This is a genomic window from Roseovarius sp. TE539, from assembly GCF_003298505.1.
Lineage (GTDB): Bacteria > Pseudomonadota > Alphaproteobacteria > Rhodobacterales > Rhodobacteraceae > Roseovarius.
In genome coordinates this window covers 87,409-103,443 of record NZ_QNGB01000005.1, presented here as the reverse complement: position 1 = coordinate 103,443, position 16,035 = coordinate 87,409, and the positions used below count along the sequence as shown (strand labels likewise).

Annotated in this window: 18 protein-coding genes; 13 read left to right on the top strand and 5 right to left on the bottom strand. The window is 64.7% G+C overall.

The genetic code is table 11. From position 1 onward, the window contains the following. Window positions 1–45: 45 nt before the first annotated feature. The 12 genes from DQW77_RS05050 to DQW77_RS04995 all read left to right on the top strand — a co-directional run bounded on the left by DQW77_RS05050 (window position 46) and on the right by DQW77_RS04995 (window position 10,350). On the top strand, window positions 46–1,227 hold the full coding sequence (locus DQW77_RS05050) for a phage major capsid protein (protein WP_113257098.1): 1,182 nt from the start codon (window positions 46–48) through the stop codon (window positions 1,225–1,227). A gap of 157 nt (window positions 1,228–1,384) precedes the next feature. Beyond that, window positions 1,385–1,984: a hypothetical protein gene (locus DQW77_RS05045; RefSeq protein ID WP_113257097.1), complete on the top strand. Its 600-nt coding sequence runs from the start codon at window positions 1,385–1,387 to the stop codon at window positions 1,982–1,984. After that, window positions 1,984–2,322, top strand: coding sequence for a head-tail adaptor protein (locus tag DQW77_RS05040; RefSeq protein WP_113257096.1), 339 nt, complete (start codon window positions 1,984–1,986; stop codon window positions 2,320–2,322). The genes DQW77_RS05045 and DQW77_RS05040 overlap by 1 nt, the downstream gene beginning before the upstream one ends. Then, complete coding sequence (locus DQW77_RS05035) at window positions 2,319–2,732, top strand: DUF3168 domain-containing protein (RefSeq protein WP_113257095.1); 414 nt, start codon at window positions 2,319–2,321, stop codon at window positions 2,730–2,732. Before DQW77_RS05040 ends, DQW77_RS05035 begins: the two co-directional genes overlap by 4 nt. Window positions 2,733–2,756: 24 nt before the next feature. Beyond that, complete coding sequence (locus DQW77_RS05030) at window positions 2,757–3,170, top strand: phage major tail protein, TP901-1 family (RefSeq protein ID WP_113257094.1); 414 nt, start codon at window positions 2,757–2,759, stop codon at window positions 3,168–3,170. 2 nt (window positions 3,171–3,172) lie between these two features. After that, the gene (locus DQW77_RS05025) at window positions 3,173–3,502 is read left to right on the top strand and encodes a GTA-gp10 family protein (RefSeq protein WP_113257093.1); all 330 of its coding nucleotides are present in this window, start codon (window positions 3,173–3,175) and stop codon (window positions 3,500–3,502) included. Next, window positions 3,499–3,702, top strand: coding sequence for a rcc01693 family protein (locus tag DQW77_RS05020; protein ID WP_113257092.1), 204 nt, complete (start codon window positions 3,499–3,501; stop codon window positions 3,700–3,702). The genes DQW77_RS05025 and DQW77_RS05020 overlap by 4 nt, the downstream gene beginning before the upstream one ends. Then, complete coding sequence (locus tag DQW77_RS05015; RefSeq protein WP_113257091.1) at window positions 3,695–4,354, top strand: phage tail tape measure protein; 660 nt, start codon at window positions 3,695–3,697, stop codon at window positions 4,352–4,354. Before DQW77_RS05020 ends, DQW77_RS05015 begins: the two co-directional genes overlap by 8 nt. A gap of 22 nt (window positions 4,355–4,376) precedes the next feature. After that, window positions 4,377–5,009 (top strand): DUF2460 domain-containing protein, encoded by a 633-nt coding sequence (locus tag DQW77_RS05010; RefSeq protein ID WP_113257090.1) that lies wholly within the window; start codon window positions 4,377–4,379, stop codon window positions 5,007–5,009. Beyond that, entirely contained in the window at window positions 5,006–5,896 is an 891-nt protein-coding gene (locus DQW77_RS05005; RefSeq protein WP_113257089.1) for a DUF2163 domain-containing protein, read from the top strand. Before DQW77_RS05010 ends, DQW77_RS05005 begins: the two co-directional genes overlap by 4 nt. Next, window positions 5,893–6,342, top strand: coding sequence for an NlpC/P60 family protein (locus DQW77_RS05000; protein WP_113257088.1), 450 nt, complete (start codon window positions 5,893–5,895; stop codon window positions 6,340–6,342). The genes DQW77_RS05005 and DQW77_RS05000 overlap by 4 nt, the downstream gene beginning before the upstream one ends. Further along, window positions 6,343–10,350 carry a glycoside hydrolase/phage tail family protein gene (locus DQW77_RS04995; protein WP_113257087.1) on the top strand — a complete coding sequence of 1,336 codons (4,008 nt, stop codon included), beginning with the start codon at window positions 6,343–6,345 and terminating at the stop codon, window positions 10,348–10,350. An 18-nt stretch (window positions 10,351–10,368) separates the two neighbouring features. Here the strand turns inward: DQW77_RS04995 and DQW77_RS04990 are convergent, their stop codons facing one another. Next, the gene (locus DQW77_RS04990; RefSeq protein ID WP_258523676.1) at window positions 10,369–10,752 is read right to left on the bottom strand and encodes a TraR/DksA family transcriptional regulator; all 384 of its coding nucleotides are present in this window, start codon (window positions 10,750–10,752) and stop codon (window positions 10,369–10,371) included. A 39-nt stretch (window positions 10,753–10,791) separates the two neighbouring features. Between DQW77_RS04990 and cysE the strand changes: the two genes are divergently transcribed. Next, complete coding sequence (gene cysE, locus DQW77_RS04985; RefSeq protein ID WP_113257209.1) at window positions 10,792–11,598, top strand: serine O-acetyltransferase; 807 nt, start codon at window positions 10,792–10,794, stop codon at window positions 11,596–11,598. Window positions 11,599–11,604: 6 nt separating this feature from the next. Here the strand turns inward: cysE and DQW77_RS04980 are convergent, their stop codons facing one another. From DQW77_RS04980 to pdhA, 4 genes are all read right to left on the bottom strand, one after another. Next, a complete protein-coding gene (locus DQW77_RS04980) occupies window positions 11,605–11,925 on the bottom strand; it encodes a hypothetical protein (RefSeq protein ID WP_113257086.1) in 321 nt (106 codons plus the stop codon). Between the two features lie 232 nt (window positions 11,926–12,157). After that, window positions 12,158–13,486 carry a pyruvate dehydrogenase complex dihydrolipoamide acetyltransferase gene (locus tag DQW77_RS04975; RefSeq protein ID WP_113257085.1) on the bottom strand — a complete coding sequence of 443 codons (1,329 nt, stop codon included), beginning with the start codon at window positions 13,484–13,486 and terminating at the stop codon, window positions 12,158–12,160. Window positions 13,487–13,499: 13 nt separating this feature from the next. Then, window positions 13,500–14,903 carry a pyruvate dehydrogenase complex E1 component subunit beta gene (locus DQW77_RS04970; protein ID WP_113257084.1) on the bottom strand — a complete coding sequence of 468 codons (1,404 nt, stop codon included), beginning with the start codon at window positions 14,901–14,903 and terminating at the stop codon, window positions 13,500–13,502. Then, window positions 14,893–15,936 carry a pyruvate dehydrogenase (acetyl-transferring) E1 component subunit alpha gene (gene pdhA, locus DQW77_RS04965; protein ID WP_113257083.1) on the bottom strand — a complete coding sequence of 348 codons (1,044 nt, stop codon included), beginning with the start codon at window positions 15,934–15,936 and terminating at the stop codon, window positions 14,893–14,895. Before pdhA ends, DQW77_RS04970 begins: the two co-directional genes overlap by 11 nt. Window positions 15,937–16,035 lie beyond the last annotated feature (99 nt).

The window sequence follows — 16,035 nt, the reverse complement described above, 5'->3', positions numbered from 1 at the left end:
CAACACACGCGCCGCGAACACCCAAAGCAGGAACAGGAACAAGCGATGAGCAAGACCGAGATCACGTCTCGGGTCGGGGAGGATGTTTCTCCGGCCGCCGAGGTGAAATCCGCCGTGACGGACTTCATGAATGACTTCAGGGGCTTCCAGTCCGATATCACCAACCGACTGAAACAGCAGGAAGAGAAAATGACCATGTTTGAACGCACGTCCATCACGGCTGCGCGCCCCGCACTGGCCGTCGAGGCCGAGACCGGCGCCCCGCATCGCAAGGCTTTCGGCGCTTATCTGCGCTCGGGTGACGATGACGGGTTGCGGGGGCTTGAACTGGAGGGCAAGGCGCTGTCCGGCTCCGTGGCGGCCGATGGCGGCTATCTTGTGGATCCGCAGACCTCCGAGATGATCCGCTCGACCCTGAGCGACACCGCTTCCGTGCGTGCCATAGCGAATGTCGTGGCGGTCGAAGCTACCAGTTTTGACGTGCTGATCGACCATTCCGAGATGGGCCATGGCTGGGCGAGCGAGGCAGGCGCGGTGCCCGAGACGGACACGCCGCTGATCGACCGGATCACCATTCCGCTGCACGAGCTGAGCGCGTTGCCGAAGGCAAGCCAGCGGCTTCTGGACGACAGCGCCTTCGACATCGAGACCTGGCTGGCCGGACGCATCGCCGACAAGTTCGCGCGGGCCGAGGCCGCGGCTTTCGTATCCGGGGACGGCAGCGACAAGCCGATGGGTTTCCTCAGCCATCCGGCGGTGGATGACGGGCTCTGGGCATGGGGCAACCTGGGTTATGTAACCACTGGTGCGGACGGAGATTTCGATGGCCCGGACGCGATAATCGACCTGGTTTACGCCCTGGGCGCGGAATACCGGGCGAACGCGAGTTTCGTGATGAATTCGCGCACCGCGGGCACGATCCGCAAATTCAAGGATGCCGATGGGCGGTTCCTTTGGTCCGATGGCATGGCTGCCGGCGAGCCGGCGCGCCTGATGGGATACCCGGTGCTGATCGCCGAGGACATGCCCGATATCGCCAGCGACGCGATGGCGGTGGCCTTTGGGGATTTTTCCGCTGGGTACACCGTGGCCGAGCGCCCGGACCTGAGGGTTCTGCGCGACCCGTTCAGCGCCAAGCCGCATGTCCTTTTCTATGCCACAAAGCGTGTGGGCGGTGATGTGAGCGATTTCGCGGCGATCAAGTTGTTGAAATTCGCCACCTCTTAAGGGGTGAGCGGGTGGGCCGGCGGCCTGGAATGGCTGCCGGTTCGGGTGCGCGCCGCCACCACGACAATGTGCTGTCCAGCTGCTCCCCTCCGTCCGGGCAGCGCTGGCGGCGCGTGCCTCAACCCAAGGAGGGAGCCGAATGTTTCGGAGTAATTCCATGATGTTAATCGAAGAAACCACGGTGCCCCAGGCGGCGCTGCCGCTGGCGGAATTCAAGGCGCATCTGCGGCTGGGAACCGGGTTTTCCGACGGTGACCTTCAGGACGCGGTGCTGGAAAGTTTCCTGCGTGCTGCGCTTGCGGCGATCGAGGCGCGTACCGGCAAGGTGCTGATCTCGAGGGATTTCTCCTGGACGCTGACGGAGTGGCGCGATCGTGCCGGGCAGGCCCTTCCGGTGGCACCCGTCACAATGATCCTTTCGCTGAGGCTGCTCGACCGGAACGACGAGGAAGAGGTGATCGAGCCGTCGTTCTACAAGCTGGAGCCGGACATGCAGCGTCCGTGGCTGCGTCCCACTGGTGCTTGCCTGCCGGGCATGCCACCGGGGGGGCGGGCCGAGCTTCGCTTTACCGCCGGGTACGGACCCGGCTGGGGCGATCTGCCGGCCGACCTGGGGCAGGCGGTGCTGTTGCTGGCGGCGCATTATTACGAATACCGCCACGAGATGGCGCTCGGCGGCGGCTGCATGCCCTTCGGGGTGACGAGCCTGATCGAGCGCTACCGGACCGTGCGCCTGTTTGGCGGGGGGGCGGTGTGATGGGGGCACCGCGGCTCAACCGAAGGCTGGTTCTTGAGGCGAGATCCGACGCGCCCGACGGCGCCGGCGGTTTTGCACCGGTCTGGGTGCCTCTGGGCACGCTTTGGGCGGATGTGGACGCGCGCACGGGCCGTGACCGGGCGGGCGAGGAGGCGGCGCTTTCCAACATGACCCACCGGATCGTGGTGCGCGCGGCCCCCCATGGCGCGCCGTCGCGGCCCAAACCGGGGCAGCGGTTGCGCGACGGGTCGCGGGCCTTCGTCATCATGGCAGTGGCCGAGCAGGATGCCCGGGCACGCTACCTGATCTGCTTTGCCGAAGAGGAGGTGTCGCTATGAGTTACGCAAGCACTGCGGCACTTCAGGCGGCCGTCTATCAGAGGTTGACGGAGGATGCGACGCTTTCGGCGCTGGCTGGAGGGGCGATCTATGACGCGGTGCCACCCGGCCCGTTGCCCGATCTTTACGTGACCCTGGGTGCGGAGGATGTGCGCGACCGTTCGGACGGCACCGGCGCGGGTGCGTTGCACCGGTTCACGGTTTCAGTGGTCACCGGCGCGGCGGGCTTCCAGGCTGCCAAAGCGGTTGCAGCGGCGATCAGCGACGCGCTGGCGGGCGCTGATCTGAGCCTCGCAAGAGGGCGGCTGGTGGCGATCTGGTTCCAGAGGGCACGTGCCCGGCGCGAGGGCATGGGCAACCTGCGCCGGATCGACCTGACATTCCGCGCCCGCGTGGACGACGCAGGCTAAACTTTCAAATTCGGAGACAAGACGATGGCAGTGCAAAACGGCAAGGACCTTCTGGTCAAGGTAGATCTGACCAATGACGGTCAGTTCCAAACGGTGGCGGGCCTGCGGGCGACGCGGATCAGTTTCAATGCTGAAAGTGTTGATGTGACCAGCCTGGAAAGCGATGGCGGCTGGCGCGAATTGCTGGCCGGGGCGGGCGTGAAATCCGCGACGATCAGCGGATCCGGCGTTTTCCGGGACGCCGCCAGCGACGAGCGCGCGCGCCAGATCTTCTTCGACGGGGAAACGCCGGACTTCCAGGTGGTGATTCCCGATTTCGGCATCGTGGAGGGGCCGTTCCAGGTGACAGCGATCGAATATGCCGGCGCTCATGATGGTGAGGCGACCTACGAGTTGTCGATGGCCTCGGCCGGGCGGCTGAGCTTTTCGGCGGTGTGATCATGGCCAACCCGTGGACCGGAGAGGTGGCGCTGGACATAGACGGTGAGCGCAGGGTGCTGAAGCTGACCCTGGGCGCGCTGGCGGAACTGGAGGCCGAGCTGGAGACCGGCACCCTGGTGGAACTGGTGGAGCGGTTCGAGAGTGGTGCCTTTTCCACGCGGGACGTTCTGGGGTTGATCGTGGCGGGCCTGCGGGGCGGCGGTTGGCAGGGCGGTGCATCCGATCTGGTGTCCGCAGATATCGCGGGCGGGCCCGTCGGTGCCGCGCGCGCGGCGGCGGAGTTGCTCGCCCGGGCCTTCATGCTGCCGGCAGAGGCGGGCCCGGAATGAGCGGCTTCGACTGGCCAGCTCTGATGCAGGCGGGGATTCGGGGCCTTGCCCTGCGCCCGAGGGATTTCTGGGCGCTGACCCCGGCGGAACTGCGGCTGTTGCTGGGCCGCTCGGAGCCGGAGGCGCCACTGGCGCGGGCGCGGCTTGACGAACTGCTGCGGGCTTACCCGGACAAGAAGGGAGATCAGGGCGATGGATGATCTGGACCGGTTGGACGATCTGGATACACAAGTTTCGGCACTGGACGAGAATTTCGGTGCGGCGGCGGGCATGGCGGCGGCTTTCAACGGTGAGATGGCGCGGGTGCGCGCCTCCTTTGCCGGCACCGGCCGCGATGTGGCGACCCTTGAAAGGGGCATGAGCAGGGGGCTGAAACGCGCCATCGACGGGGCGGTTCTGCGCGGCGACAGCCTTTCCCAGACACTGGACACGCTGGCCAACTCGATGATCAGCACCGCGTTCAATACCGCGGTACGCCCTGTCACCGATCATGTCGGCGGGCTTCTGGCACAGGGGGTTGGCGGGTTGGTGAGCGGGCTTTTCCCGTTCGGGAACGGGGCCAGCTTTGCCCAAGGGCGAGTGCAGCCGTTTGCCAGCGGTGGTGTCGTCAGCGGGCCGGTCACCTTTCCGATGCGTGGCGGCACCGGATTGATGGGCGAGGCGGGGCCCGAGGCGATCATGCCGCTTGCGCGCGGGTCTGACGGAAAACTCGGCGTGCGCGGCGGAGGCGGCGGCGCGGTGCACGTGGTCATGAACGTCACCACCCCCGATGCCGAGGGGTTCCGCCGCAGCCAGGGCCAGATCGCCGCGCGGCTTGGCCGCGCAATCGGACATGGCCGGCGCAACCGCTGAGGTATCAAAGGGGAGAGAGACGATGGCTTTTCATGAGGTTAGATTTCCTGCCAGCCTGAGCTTCGGCTCGATGGGCGGACCGGAGCGCCACACCGATGTGGTGACACTGGCCAACGGGTACGAGGAACGCAACACGCCCTGGGCACATTCGCGGCGCCGCTTCGACGCGGGGGTCGCGATGCGTTCACTGGACGATATCGAGACGCTGATCGCATTTTTCGAGGCGCGGCGCGGGCAGATGCATGGATTTCGCTGGAAGGACTGGACAGATTTCAAGTCCGGGCGTGCCGGGGCCTTGCCCGATTACCGCGATCAGTTGATCGCGACGGGTGATGACGTGACCGCCGAATTCCGGTTGACGAAGACCTATCGCTCGGGCGGGCAGAGTTATGCGCGGCCCATTCACAAGCCGGTACGCGGCACCGTGAGGATCGGTCTTTCCGGGGACGAGCAGCAGGACGGAATCCATTACAGCGTGGATGAAGTCACCGGCATCATCCGCTTCCGGCATCCGCCCAATGCCGGGCTGGAGATCACAGCGGGGTTCGAGTTCGACGTGCCCGTGCGCTTCGACACCGACCGTATCCAGACCAGCCTTGCCAGCTTCCAGGCCGGCGAGGTGCCCAGCGTGCCGGTGGTGGAGATCCGGGCATGAGCGGCTTTGACGCGGACCTGCTGGCCCACCTCAAGGGCGGGACCACGACCACTTGCCGTTGCTGGTCGGTCAGGCGGCGCGATGGTGTGGTCATGGGGTTCACCGATCATGACCGGGATCTGAGCTTCGAGGGGATCACATTTCGTGCCGAAACCGGCCTCAGCGCGCTGGCGGTTCAGCAGGGCACCGGCCTTGCCGTGGACAACACGGAGGCACTGGGCGCACTGAGTGATGTCGCGATCCGCGAGGCGGATATCGAGGCGGGGCGCTTCGACGGGGCCGAGGTGCGCGCCTGGATCGTGAACTGGGATGCAGTGCGCCAACGGCAGTTGCAGTTCACCGGGACGATCGGCGAGCTGCGCCGCGCGGGCGGCGCCTTCGAGGCAGAGTTGCGGGGGCTGGCCGAGGCGCTGAACCGGCCGGTGGGTCGGGTCTATCAGAAGCCCTGTACCGCGGTGCTTGGCGATGGCGATTGCCGCTTCGACCTTGAAACGCCGGGCTACGCGACCGAACGGGATGTTCAAACGGTGGAAGAGGGCCGGATCTTCGGTTTCGGCGGGCTGCCGGGGTTCGATCCGGACTGGTTCCGGCACGGGCGCCTGGAGATGATTTCGGGCGCGGCCAAAGGCCTGACAGGGCTGATCAAGCGCGACCGCGAGGCAGACGGCGCGCGGGTTATCGAACTGTGGCACCCGCTGCGGGCGGCAGTGGCGCCGGGCGACAGGCTGCGGCTTGAGGCGGGCTGCGACAAGCGTATGGAGACTTGCCGGATCAAGTTCGACAATCTTCTGAACTTTCAAGGCTTCCCCGACATTCCTGGCGACGACTGGACGATCACCGACCCGGCGAAAGCGGCACGACTGGACGGTGGGAGCCGACGGTCATGAACGTGCAGGGTGAACGTGCGGCAAGGGCGGCAAGGGAGTGGATCGGCACGCCCTACCGGCATCAGGCCTCGCGGCGCGGGGCGGGCGCGGATTGTCTCGGGCTGATCCGCGGGATCTGGCGCGAGGTGGTGGGAACCGAACCCGAGCAACCACCGGCCTATTCGATGGACTGGTCGGAGCCCGCGCGTGAAGAGGTGCTGTGGCAGGCGGCGTTGCGGCATCTGCGTGCCAAACCAACCGGGCAGGACGAGGCGTCGGGCGACGTGCTTCTGTTCCGGATGCGGGCGGGATCGGTGGCCAAGCATCTTGGACTGACTGGAAGAATTGGCGCGCAGGCGAGCTTTATCCATGCGTACTCGGGTCATGGCGTGGTGGAGAGCCCGCTCAGCACACCGTGGCGGCGCCGGATCGTGGCCCGGTTCACATTTCCCGAGGAGGGCGAGTAGATGGCGACGGTAATTTTATCGGCGGCGGGCGCGGCAATCGGCGGATCGCTGGGCGGCAGTGTACTGGGCCTTTCGGCGGCTGCGGCCGGACGCTTTGCCGGTGCCGTGATCGGGCGGTCGATAGATCAGCGGCTTCTGGGCAGTGGCTCGGAAGTGATCGAAACCGGACGGGTGCAGAGGCTGCGCCTGACAGGTGCCGGAGAGGGTGACGCGATTGCGCAGATCCATGGCCGGATGAGGGTCTCGGGGCAGGTGATCTGGGCCACGGAGTTCCGTGAGGAGGTCACGGTGGAAGGGGGTGGCGGCGGCAAGGGCGCCCCGCGCCCCCCGGCCCGGCGCGAGTTCAGCTATTCTGTGAGCGTGGCGCTGGCGCTGTGCGAGGGCGAGATCACCCATGTCGGACGGGCCTGGGCCGACGGGACCGAGATTGCGCGCGACAGCCTCGCGATGCGAATTTATCCTGGCAGTGCCGATCAGCTTCCCGATCCCAAGATCGAAGCGGTTGAAGGGTCGGGCACTGTTCCCGCTTATCGCGGGACCGCCTACGTGGTGATCGAGGATCTGGAGCTTGGGCGCTTCGGCAACCGGGTTCCGCAGTTCACCTTCGAGGTCAGCCGTCCCGCACAGCCGGAAGAGCCGGGCGCGGCGCTTGATCCGGCACACGGGGTACGGGCGGTGGCGCTGTTGCCGGGCAGCGGTGAATACTCGCTCGCCACCACGCCGGTACGCATGAATCCCGGCCCTGGGTCAGTGGAGCTTGCAAATGTGAACACGCCTTCGGAAAAGGCCGATTTCGCGACCGCGCTGGACAATCTGCGTGGCGAGCTTCCGGCCTGCGGGTCGGTCGCGCTGGTGGTGAGCTGGTTCGGAGACGACCTGCGTTGCGGGCACTGCACGGTCCGGCCCAAGGTGGAACACGCGCAATTCGATGCGGTCAACATGCCCTGGCAGGTCGCCGGGTTGTCCCGTGGTGATGCTCCGCTCGTTGTTCGGGATGCGGAGGACCGGCCGGTCTATGGAGGCACGCCCACCGACGCCTCCGTGATCGAGGGTATCCTGGCGTTGCGGCAGGCCGGTCAGGAGGTGATGTATTATCCGTTCATCCTGATGGACCAGTTCGAAGGCAATGTTCTTCCCGACCCCTACAGCGATGCCGGTACGCAGGCTGTATTGCCGTGGCGTGGGCGGATCACGACCTCGATCGCGCCGGGGCGCCCGGGAAGCCCTGACGGCACTGCCACGGCGGTGGCCGAGGTGGCGGCGTTCTTCGGCACCGCCAAGGCAGCGGATTTCGGCATCACGCCGGTTTCGCCGGCCCCGGAGGAGCCTGGTGATGCGCGATCACTGCTGAGCTATGGCGGAGCGGTCAAGCAGAGCCCTGTCAGCTACCACGGCCCGGATGAATGGGGCCTCCGGCGCTTCATCCTGCATCAGGCAGCCCTTTGCGCCGCGGCTGGCGGTGTCGAAAGTTTCTGTATCGGATCGGAAATGCGCGGGCTGACACAGATCCGCGGCCCCGGGAACAGCTTTCCCGCGGTACAGCAATTCGTCGACCTGGCGGCCGAGGTGCGCCAGATCCTCGGGCCCGACGTCAAGATCAGCTATGCCGCCGACTGGTCCGAGTATTCCGGCCACCAGCCTCAGGATGGCAGCGGCGACCGGTTTTTCCATCTCGATCCGCTCTGGGCTGACGACAACATAGATTTTGTTGGCATCGACAATTACATGCCCTTGTCGGACTGGCGCGACGGGATGGATCATGCAGACGCCGACGCCGGGGCGGACAGCATCTATGACCTTGACTATCTGCAGGCCAATATCGAGGGCGGTGAGCTTTACGACTGGTTTTACCATTCGCGCGAGGCCCGAGCGGCACAGATCCGGACGCCGATTACCGATGGCGATTATGGCGAGCCTTGGATCTGGCGCGTCAAGGATGTTCGTAACTGGTGGGAGCACCGCCACCACGAACGCGTCGACGGGGTACGCGCAGCGCAACCGACGGCGTGGGTGCCGCGGTCCAAGCCTGTACGCTTTACCGAGATGGGGTGCGCGGCGGTGGACAAGGGCACCAACCAGCCCAACAAGTTCCTTGATCCCAAATCCTCGGAGTCGGCGCTGCCCTATCATTCGAACGGGCAGCAGGATACGCTTGTACAACGCCAGTATCTGCGCGCGATGACCGGCTACTGGACCGATCCTGCCAACAATCCGGTTTCGGATATCTACGAGGGCCCGATGCTGGACATGGATCATGCCCATGTCTGGGCCTGGGACGCGCGCCCGTTTCCGTTCTTTCCCAACAACGATGGCCTTTGGCGCGACGGTGGAAACTACGCGCGCGGACACTGGATCACCGGGCGTGCCTCTGCGCGGTCGCTGGCTGCTGTCATACGGGAGGTTGCCGCACGCTCGGGCCTGGAGGCGGTGGACACGTCGGGGCTGCATGCGCTCGTGCGCGGTTACACAGTCACCGATGTCGAACCGGCGCGTGCGGTGCTGCAGCCATTGCTGTTGCGCTACGGGGTGGATGCGGTCGAGAGAGGCGGCAGCCTGGGATTCCGGATGCGCGACGGGCTGACGCAGCAAGCAGTGCCTGAAACGGCCATGGTGCGCATGGACGGCGATGCCCCGATCCGGCGAATCCGCGACGGCGGTTCCGAATTGTCGGGGCGGGTGCGGCTGCGTTTCGTGGAAGCGAATGCCGATTACGCGGTGATCGCCGAGGAGGCGATCCTGCACGATGACGCCACCCATGCGGTTTCGAGTTCGGAAATGCCGCTGGTGATGACACGCGCGGAAGGCCGGCAGGTGGTCGAGCGATGGTTGTCGGAGGCGCGCGCCTCGGGCGATCGGGTGGAGTTGCATCTTCCGCCCTCGCGCCTTGATCTTGGGCCGGGGGATATCCTCGGCCTTGAGGGGTCGGGCGGGCAGGGCCGGTTCCGTATCGACAATGTCGAGCAGCTGGGCCATGCGCAGCGCCTCGAGGCGGTTCGGATCGAGCCGGAGAGTTACCGCCATGTGGAAATTGCCGAGACACCGCCGCGGCTGCGCCCCTTCGTGCCGCCTCTGCCGGTTCTGCCCTTCTTTCTGGATTTGCCGCTGATGACCGGCGACGAAGTTCCGCATGCGCCACATGTGGCTGTCAGTGGCGATACGTGGCCGGGGTCGGCCGCTGTCCATTCCTCGGACTCTGACGCCGATTACGTCCTGGATCAGATCATTTCCAAACGCGCCCGGGTCGGGATCACGGAGACACCCCTCGCGCCAATGGCGCCGGGGCGTATCGACAGAGGTGAGGGCCTTTTCCTGAAGATGGTGAACGGGACTGTGGAAAGCGTTTCGGAGACGGCGATGCTGAACGGGAGCAATCTGTGCGCTGTGGGGGACGGCACGCCCGGCGCGTGGGAACTGATACAGTTCCGGGATGCGGAACTGGTGGAGGCGGACACCTACGTTCTGCGCCACCGGCTGCGCGGGCAACTGGGCACCGAGGTGGCGGTGCCCGAAGGCGGCTGGCCGGCCGGGTCATGGGTGGTGATGATGGATGGAACACCCACTCAGATCGCCCTGAAGGCTGCACAGCGCGGGCGGGCGCGGCATTACCGGATCGGGCCGGCCGGCCGTCCGGTGGACGATCCGTCCTACAGTCACGCGGTCATGGCGTTTGACGGCATCGGCCTGCGCCCCCTGCGCCCCGTTCACATGCGCACTGCGCCCGATCCGGCAGGAAATCTGCATCTGACATGGATTCGCCGAACCCGGATCGACGGTGACCCATGGAACACGCCCGAAGTGCCGTTGGGCGAGGAAACCGAAAGCTATCTTGTGCGCGTGGTACAGGGCAACGTCATCCTGCGCGAGGAAACAGTGAACGGGCCGCAATGGACCTACGGCGCCACTGCGCGGGCCCAGGACGATCTGGATGGTGCCTACGAGTTGCGGGTCGCACAGATTTCGGCGCGCTTCGGACCCGGAGCCTTCGCTGTTCTGCCATTGGAAGGTTAGGCCGCCGGTGCGCCGCGGTCAGCCTTTTGCGCACTGGATGCATTTGCCGGCCGCCGGGTCGAGTTCGAGCCGTCCTTCGGCGATATCCTCGCCGCAGTCCTCGCAAAAGCCGTATTCGCCCTCCTCGATGCGGGCGAGCGCGGCGTTCAGGCGCCGCCGCTCACCCTGTCTGCGAGCATGGCTGGCCTTGGCCATCGCCTGATTCTGAAGCGCGTCCATGCGGCTGAGCCGGCCGACAGCCTGCTGATCAAGTTCGACGGTGGCCTGTCCCGCCTCGCCGCGGGCGTCCTCGTTGTCGAGCGCGGCAAGCCGCTCCGCGATGAGTTCACGAAATCGTGCCAGAGCCTCGTCATTCATACCCGTCACGCCCCCGATCACGGCATTGCATTTTGCCTGCCCCATCTATCTGCTATAATGAAGCACAGCGGAAGGAGCATGAAAATGGTTGAAACGCGTGCAAAGCTTGCCGAACTGGATCCGACCTGGGCACGGATCACCCGCGAGGCCGAGGAGATGATCCGGGACGAGCCGCTGCTTGGCGGGCTTGTCCATTCGTCGATTCTTCACCATGGCGACATCGAATCGGCGATGGCCTACCGAATGTCCCTGAAGCTGGCGTCGGACGAAATGGGCAGCCAGATCCTGCGGGAAATCTGTGATGCGGCCTATGCCGCCGACCCGGATATCGCAATCGCCGCGCGGGCCGATATCGTGGCGGTCCATGACCGCGATCCGGCCTGCGAACGCTACGTGCAGCCGCTTCTCTTCTTCAAGGGTTTCCAGGCGATCCAAGCCTATCGCATCGCGCATTGGCTGTGGACACAAGGGCGGCGTGATCTCGCCCGGTTCTTCCAGATGCGGGTATCGGAAGTGTTCGGTGTGGATATTCACCCGGCGGCACGTATCGGCAAGGGGATCATGATTGACCATGCCCATTCCATCGTGATCGGTGAAACCGCCACGGTCGGTGACAACGTGTCGATGCTCCACTCGGTGACGCTTGGTGGTACGGGCAAGGAAGAAGAAGATCGTCATCCCAAGATCGGGGACGGGGTGCTGATCGGTGCGGGCGCCAAGGTTCTGGGCAATATCCGGGTCGGCAAGTGCAGCCGTATCGCGGCGGGGTCCGTGGTTCTTGAAGAGGTTCCATCCTGCAAGACGGTGGCCGGTGTCCCGGCCAGGATCGTCGGAGAAGCGGGGTGTGATCAACCCTCGGTGGCAATGGACCAGTTGTTGGGCGTGCGCTGACCGCGATCAGGTTTCAGCAGTCAAATTCGGCGCCGTATGTGCCGTGGCCCTTCTGCGCCACATCCGGGCGCGCATGGTGACCGCGGCGAGTGACATCATGACGTAAGATCCCTGTATGAGCGCCGAGCTGAGATTGAAATCAACCGCGAGAGAAATCAGCACACAGCATGCCGCGGTCAGATTCATCAAGAAAAACAGGGGTGTTTCACTGGTCAGACGGCTGGTGCAGAGCAGGAAAAAACCCAGCACATAGATTGCAAATCCGAGAAGTCCGATCACCCGGCAGATCATGACGGCATCCGGGGTGTGCATGTCGATCGCAATCATCTTGTTTCCTTGAATATTTCCGTCTCTGACGGTGTGACACTCGAAACTCCATGCATGGGACTATGCGCCGCGCGCCCCGGCGGGCCAAGTGAGGGAAACCTTACCTACGGTCCCGCTGCGCGCATGACGTGTGCCGGCGCCAATGGCCTGGCAGGACTGTGGCCCGAAAAGGAAAAGGCCCCGGGTCATTGCCCCGGGGCCTTGCCACGATGTCCGGCAGATCCGCTGCCGTTCAGGCCAGCATCACCATCGGGTTTTCCAGGTTCTGGACGATCTGTTCGAGGAGTTGCGCGCCGAGCGCCCCGTCGATGACCCGGTGATCCACGCTCAGGGTGACCGACATGACGGTTGCCATCGTCAGTTCTCCATCGGTGCCGACCACGGGTTTCTTCACCCCGGCGCCCACGGCCAGGATCGCGCCATGCGGGGGATTGATGACGGCGTCGAAATTCTCGATCCCGAACATGCCGAGGTTGGATATGGCGAAGGTGCCGCCCTGGTACTCTTCGGGGCTGAGCTTGCGGTCACGCGCGCGCCCGGCCAGATCCTTCATCTCTGTCGAAAGCGCGGAGAGCGATTTCATATCGGCATCCCTGAGTACCGGCGTGAAAAGCCCGCCCTCGATCGCCACGGCGACAGCCACGTCCGATGGTTTGAGCTTGAGAATCCGGTCCCCGGCCCAGACTGCATTTGCGTCCGGCACGGATTGCAGGGCCAGTGCACAAGCCTTGATGATGAAATCATTGACCGAGAGCTTCACGCCCCGCTCTTCGAGTTGCTTGTTGAGCTGGCTGCGGAATTTCATCAGTGCGTCCAGGCGGATATCGCGCCGAAGGTAGAAATGAGGCACGGTCTGCTTGGCTTCCGTCAGGCGCGCGGCGATGGTCTTGCGCATCCCGTCAAGCTTCATTTCCTCGTAGTCGCGCCCCTGGTACATGGCCGCGACCGCATCGGCCGAGGGGCCGGCGGGTGCGGCGGCAGGGGCCTTATCGGCACTTGGTTCCGGCGCTGCGGCAGGGGCCGGTGCGTCGGCTGCCTTGGCATCGACAACATCCGCCTTGACGATTCGCCCGTGCGGGCCGGAGCCCGTGATCTGGGCCAGATCCAGCCCCTTCTCGGCGGCGATCCGACGCGCGAGGGGGGAGGCGAAAATGCGTTCGCCCTTGTCATCCCTTGGTGCGGCCGGGGCGGGGGTGTCAGATTCGGTCACGGGTGACGCCTTGCCGTCCCCGGAGCCGTCCTGTTCCTTCGGTTGCGGGTCCGGGTCGCTGGTGGTTTGCGTCCCTTCTGCGTCGTTGTCCATAACGTCGGCGCTCTCGCCCTCTTCCAGCAGCAGCGCGATGGGCGTGTTCACCTTCACCGCTTCGCTGCCTTCGGCAACCAGGATCTTGCCGATGGTGCCTTCGTCCACGGCCTCGAATTCCATCGTCGCCTTGTCGGTCTCGATCTCGGCCAGCAGGTCGCCCGAGTTGACCTCGTCGCCCTCCTTGACCAACCACTTGGCAAGGGTGCCCTCCTCCATGGTCGGGGACAGGGCGGGCATGAGTATTTCTGTCGGCATCGCTCTTGTCTCCTTACCGGTAGGTCACCTGGCGCACGGCCTCGAGCACTTCGTCGGTCGAGGTCAGCGCCATCTTCTCCAGGTTGGCGGCATAGGGCATGGGCACATCCTTGCCCGTGCAGTTGATCACCGGCGCATCGAGCCAGTCGAAGGCCCGTTCCATCAGCACCGCCGAGATGTGGTTGCCGATGGCGCAGACCGGCCAGCCTTCCTCGACGGTGACGCAGCGGTTGGTCTTTCGCACACTCGCGATCACGGTGTCGTAGTCGATGGGACGCAGGGTGCGCAGATCGATCACCTCGGCCTCGATCCCGTTCTCCGCAAGCTTTTCGGCCGCTTCCATCGCGTAGGTCATGCCGATGCCGAAGCTGACGATGGTTACGTCATCCCCCTCGCGCCAGACACGGGCCTTGCCGAAGGGCACGGTGAAATCATCAAGCACCGGCACCTCGAAGCTCTTGCCATAGAGGATCTCGTTCTCGAGGAAGATCACCGGGTTGGGATCGCGGATCGCGGATTTCAGAAGGCCCTTGGCGTCAGAGGCCGAATAGGGCTGCACCACCTTGAGGCCCGGCACCTGCGAGTACCATGTCGCGTAGTCCTGGCTGTGCTGGGCGCCGACACGCGCGGCGGCGCCGTTGGGTCCGCGGAAGACGATAGGACAACCCATCTGGCCGCCGGACATGTAGAGCGTCTTGGCAGCGGAGTTGATGATCTGGTCGATGGCCTGCATGGCGAAGTTCCAGGTCATGAACTCCACGATCGGCCGAAGACCACCAAGCGCGGCCCCGACGCCGATGCCGGCGAAACCGTGTTCCGTGATCGGCGTGTCGATGATCCGGCGCGCGCCGAACTCGTCCAGCAATCCCTGGGTGATCTTGTAGGCGCCTTCGTATTCGGCAACCTCCTCGCCCATGAGAAACACCGAGTCGTCGCGGCGCAGTTCCTCGGCGATGGCGGAATTGAGCGCCTCGCGCACCGTCTGGTTGGCTGTCTCGGTGCCTTGGGGCCAGTCCGGTTCGGTGTTGGGCGTCAGCGCCTCGCCTTGCGCGGCGCCGGACCTGGCCTTGGCGGTGGCTTTCTCGGGTGCTCTCTCGTCGGGTGCCTCTTGCGTCTGCCCGGAGCCGGACCCAGGGGCCGATGCGGCTGCCTTGTCGATGTCGCCGGCGTCTTCGCCTTCGTCCAGAAGTACCGCGATGGCCGTGTTGACCTTCACGGCCTCGGTGCCCTCGGCCACCAGGATCTTGCCCACCGTGCCTTCATCGACGGCTTCGAATTCCATCGTCGCCTTGTCGGTCTCGATCTCGGCGAGGATGTCACCGGAACTGACAGTGTCGCCTTCCTTGACGAGCCATTTCGCCAGGGTGCCTTCCTCCATGGTCGGGGAGAGCGCCGGCATGAGAATTTCAGTTGGCATTGGTTTCTTCTCCTTCTCCGGCAACCTGGTTTTGCGGCGTCACGTCGGCGTAGATGTCTGTCCAGAGTTCCTCGGGTTCGGGTTCCGGGCTTTCCTTGGCAAACTCCGCCGAGGCGTTCACGATTTCCTTGATCTCCTTGTCGATCGCCTTGAGGTCCTCCTCGCTGGCGTGATCGCCACTCAGCAGCAGGTCGCGGACATGTTCGATCGCGTCCTTTTCCTCGCGCATCTTCTGAACTTCCTCGCGGGTCCTGTATTTCGCCGGGTCGGACATGGAGTGGCCGCGGTAACGGTAGGTCTTGATTTCCAGGATGTATGGCCCCTTGCCCGACCGGCAGTGCTTGACCGCCTTGTCGCCTGCCGCCTTGACCGCCAGAACATCCATGCCGTCCACCGCCTCGCCGGGGATGCCGAAGGCCTCGCCACGGGTGTAGATGTCGGGCGTGGAGGTGGAACGTTTCTGCGATGTGCCCATTGCATACTGGTTGTTCTCGATCACGAAGACCACCGGCAGATCCCAAAGGGCAGCCATGTTGAAGGTTTCATAGACCTGACCCTGATTTGCGGCACCGTCGCCGAAATAGGTGAAGGTCACGCGGTCCTCGCCGCGGTACTTGTCCGCGAAGGCGAGCCCTGCGCCGAGCGGCACGTTGGCGCCGACGATGCCGTGGCCGCCGTAGAAATGCTTTTCCTTGGAAAACATGTGCATCGAGCCGCCCTTGCCGCGCGAATAGCCGCCGTCGCGGCCCGTCAGTTCGGCCATGACACCGTTCGGATCCATCCCGCAGGCCAGCATGTGGCCGTGGTCGCGGTAGGTGGTGATGCGCTTGTCGCCCTCTTCGGCGGCCGCTTCAAGACCGACGACAACGGCCTCCTGCCCGATGTAGAGATGGCAGAACCCGCCGATCAGCCCCATGCCGTAAAGCTGCCCCGCCTTTTCCTCGAATCGGCGGATCAGCAGCATATCGCGGTAATGGCCCTTGAGCTCATCCGCGGAAATATTGGATTTCTTTGTGCTTTTTGGGGCGGCCATGGGCGGACGACTCCTTATGATGCAAGGTAGTTTAGCGTTAAACTACCATTTACACCATCAGGCACGCCATTTCGAGAGCGAATTTGAGCATCCTGTGTC

Excerpts from the sequence above, each read along its gene's own strand:
- DQW77_RS04995 (WP_113257087.1), top strand. The coding sequence starts at position 6,343 with ATGGCGACGGTAATTTTATCGGCGGCGGGCGCGGCAATCGGCGGATCG.
- DQW77_RS05015 (WP_113257091.1), top strand. The coding sequence starts at position 3,695 with ATGGATGATCTGGACCGGTTGGACGATCTGGATACACAAGTTTCGGCA.
- DQW77_RS05010 (WP_113257090.1), top strand. The coding sequence starts at position 4,377 with ATGGCTTTTCATGAGGTTAGATTTCCTGCCAGCCTGAGCTTCGGCTCG.
- DQW77_RS05020 (WP_113257092.1), top strand. The coding sequence starts at position 3,499 with ATGAGCGGCTTCGACTGGCCAGCTCTGATGCAGGCGGGGATTCGGGGC.
- DQW77_RS05045 (WP_113257097.1), top strand. The coding sequence starts at position 1,385 with ATGATGTTAATCGAAGAAACCACGGTGCCCCAGGCGGCGCTGCCGCTG.
- DQW77_RS05030 (WP_113257094.1), top strand. The coding sequence starts at position 2,757 with ATGGCAGTGCAAAACGGCAAGGACCTTCTGGTCAAGGTAGATCTGACC.
- DQW77_RS04990 (WP_258523676.1), bottom strand. The coding sequence starts at position 10,752 with ATGGGGCAGGCAAAATGCAATGCCGTGATCGGGGGCGTGACGGGTATG.
- DQW77_RS05000 (WP_113257088.1), top strand. The coding sequence starts at position 5,893 with ATGAACGTGCAGGGTGAACGTGCGGCAAGGGCGGCAAGGGAGTGGATC.
- DQW77_RS04975 (WP_113257085.1), bottom strand. The coding sequence starts at position 13,486 with ATGCCGACAGAAATACTCATGCCCGCCCTGTCCCCGACCATGGAGGAG.
- DQW77_RS05025 (WP_113257093.1), top strand. The coding sequence starts at position 3,173 with ATGGCCAACCCGTGGACCGGAGAGGTGGCGCTGGACATAGACGGTGAG.
- cysE (WP_113257209.1), top strand. The coding sequence starts at position 10,792 with ATGGTTGAAACGCGTGCAAAGCTTGCCGAACTGGATCCGACCTGGGCA.
- DQW77_RS04980 (WP_113257086.1), bottom strand. The coding sequence starts at position 11,925 with ATGATTGCGATCGACATGCACACCCCGGATGCCGTCATGATCTGCCGG.
- pdhA (WP_113257083.1), bottom strand. The coding sequence starts at position 15,936 with ATGGCCGCCCCAAAAAGCACAAAGAAATCCAATATTTCCGCGGATGAG.
- DQW77_RS05040 (WP_113257096.1), top strand. The coding sequence starts at position 1,984 with ATGGGGGCACCGCGGCTCAACCGAAGGCTGGTTCTTGAGGCGAGATCC.
- DQW77_RS05035 (WP_113257095.1), top strand. The coding sequence starts at position 2,319 with ATGAGTTACGCAAGCACTGCGGCACTTCAGGCGGCCGTCTATCAGAGG.
- DQW77_RS05050 (WP_113257098.1), top strand. The coding sequence starts at position 46 with ATGAGCAAGACCGAGATCACGTCTCGGGTCGGGGAGGATGTTTCTCCG.
- DQW77_RS05005 (WP_113257089.1), top strand. The coding sequence starts at position 5,006 with ATGAGCGGCTTTGACGCGGACCTGCTGGCCCACCTCAAGGGCGGGACC.
- DQW77_RS04970 (WP_113257084.1), bottom strand. The coding sequence starts at position 14,903 with ATGCCAACTGAAATTCTCATGCCGGCGCTCTCCCCGACCATGGAGGAA.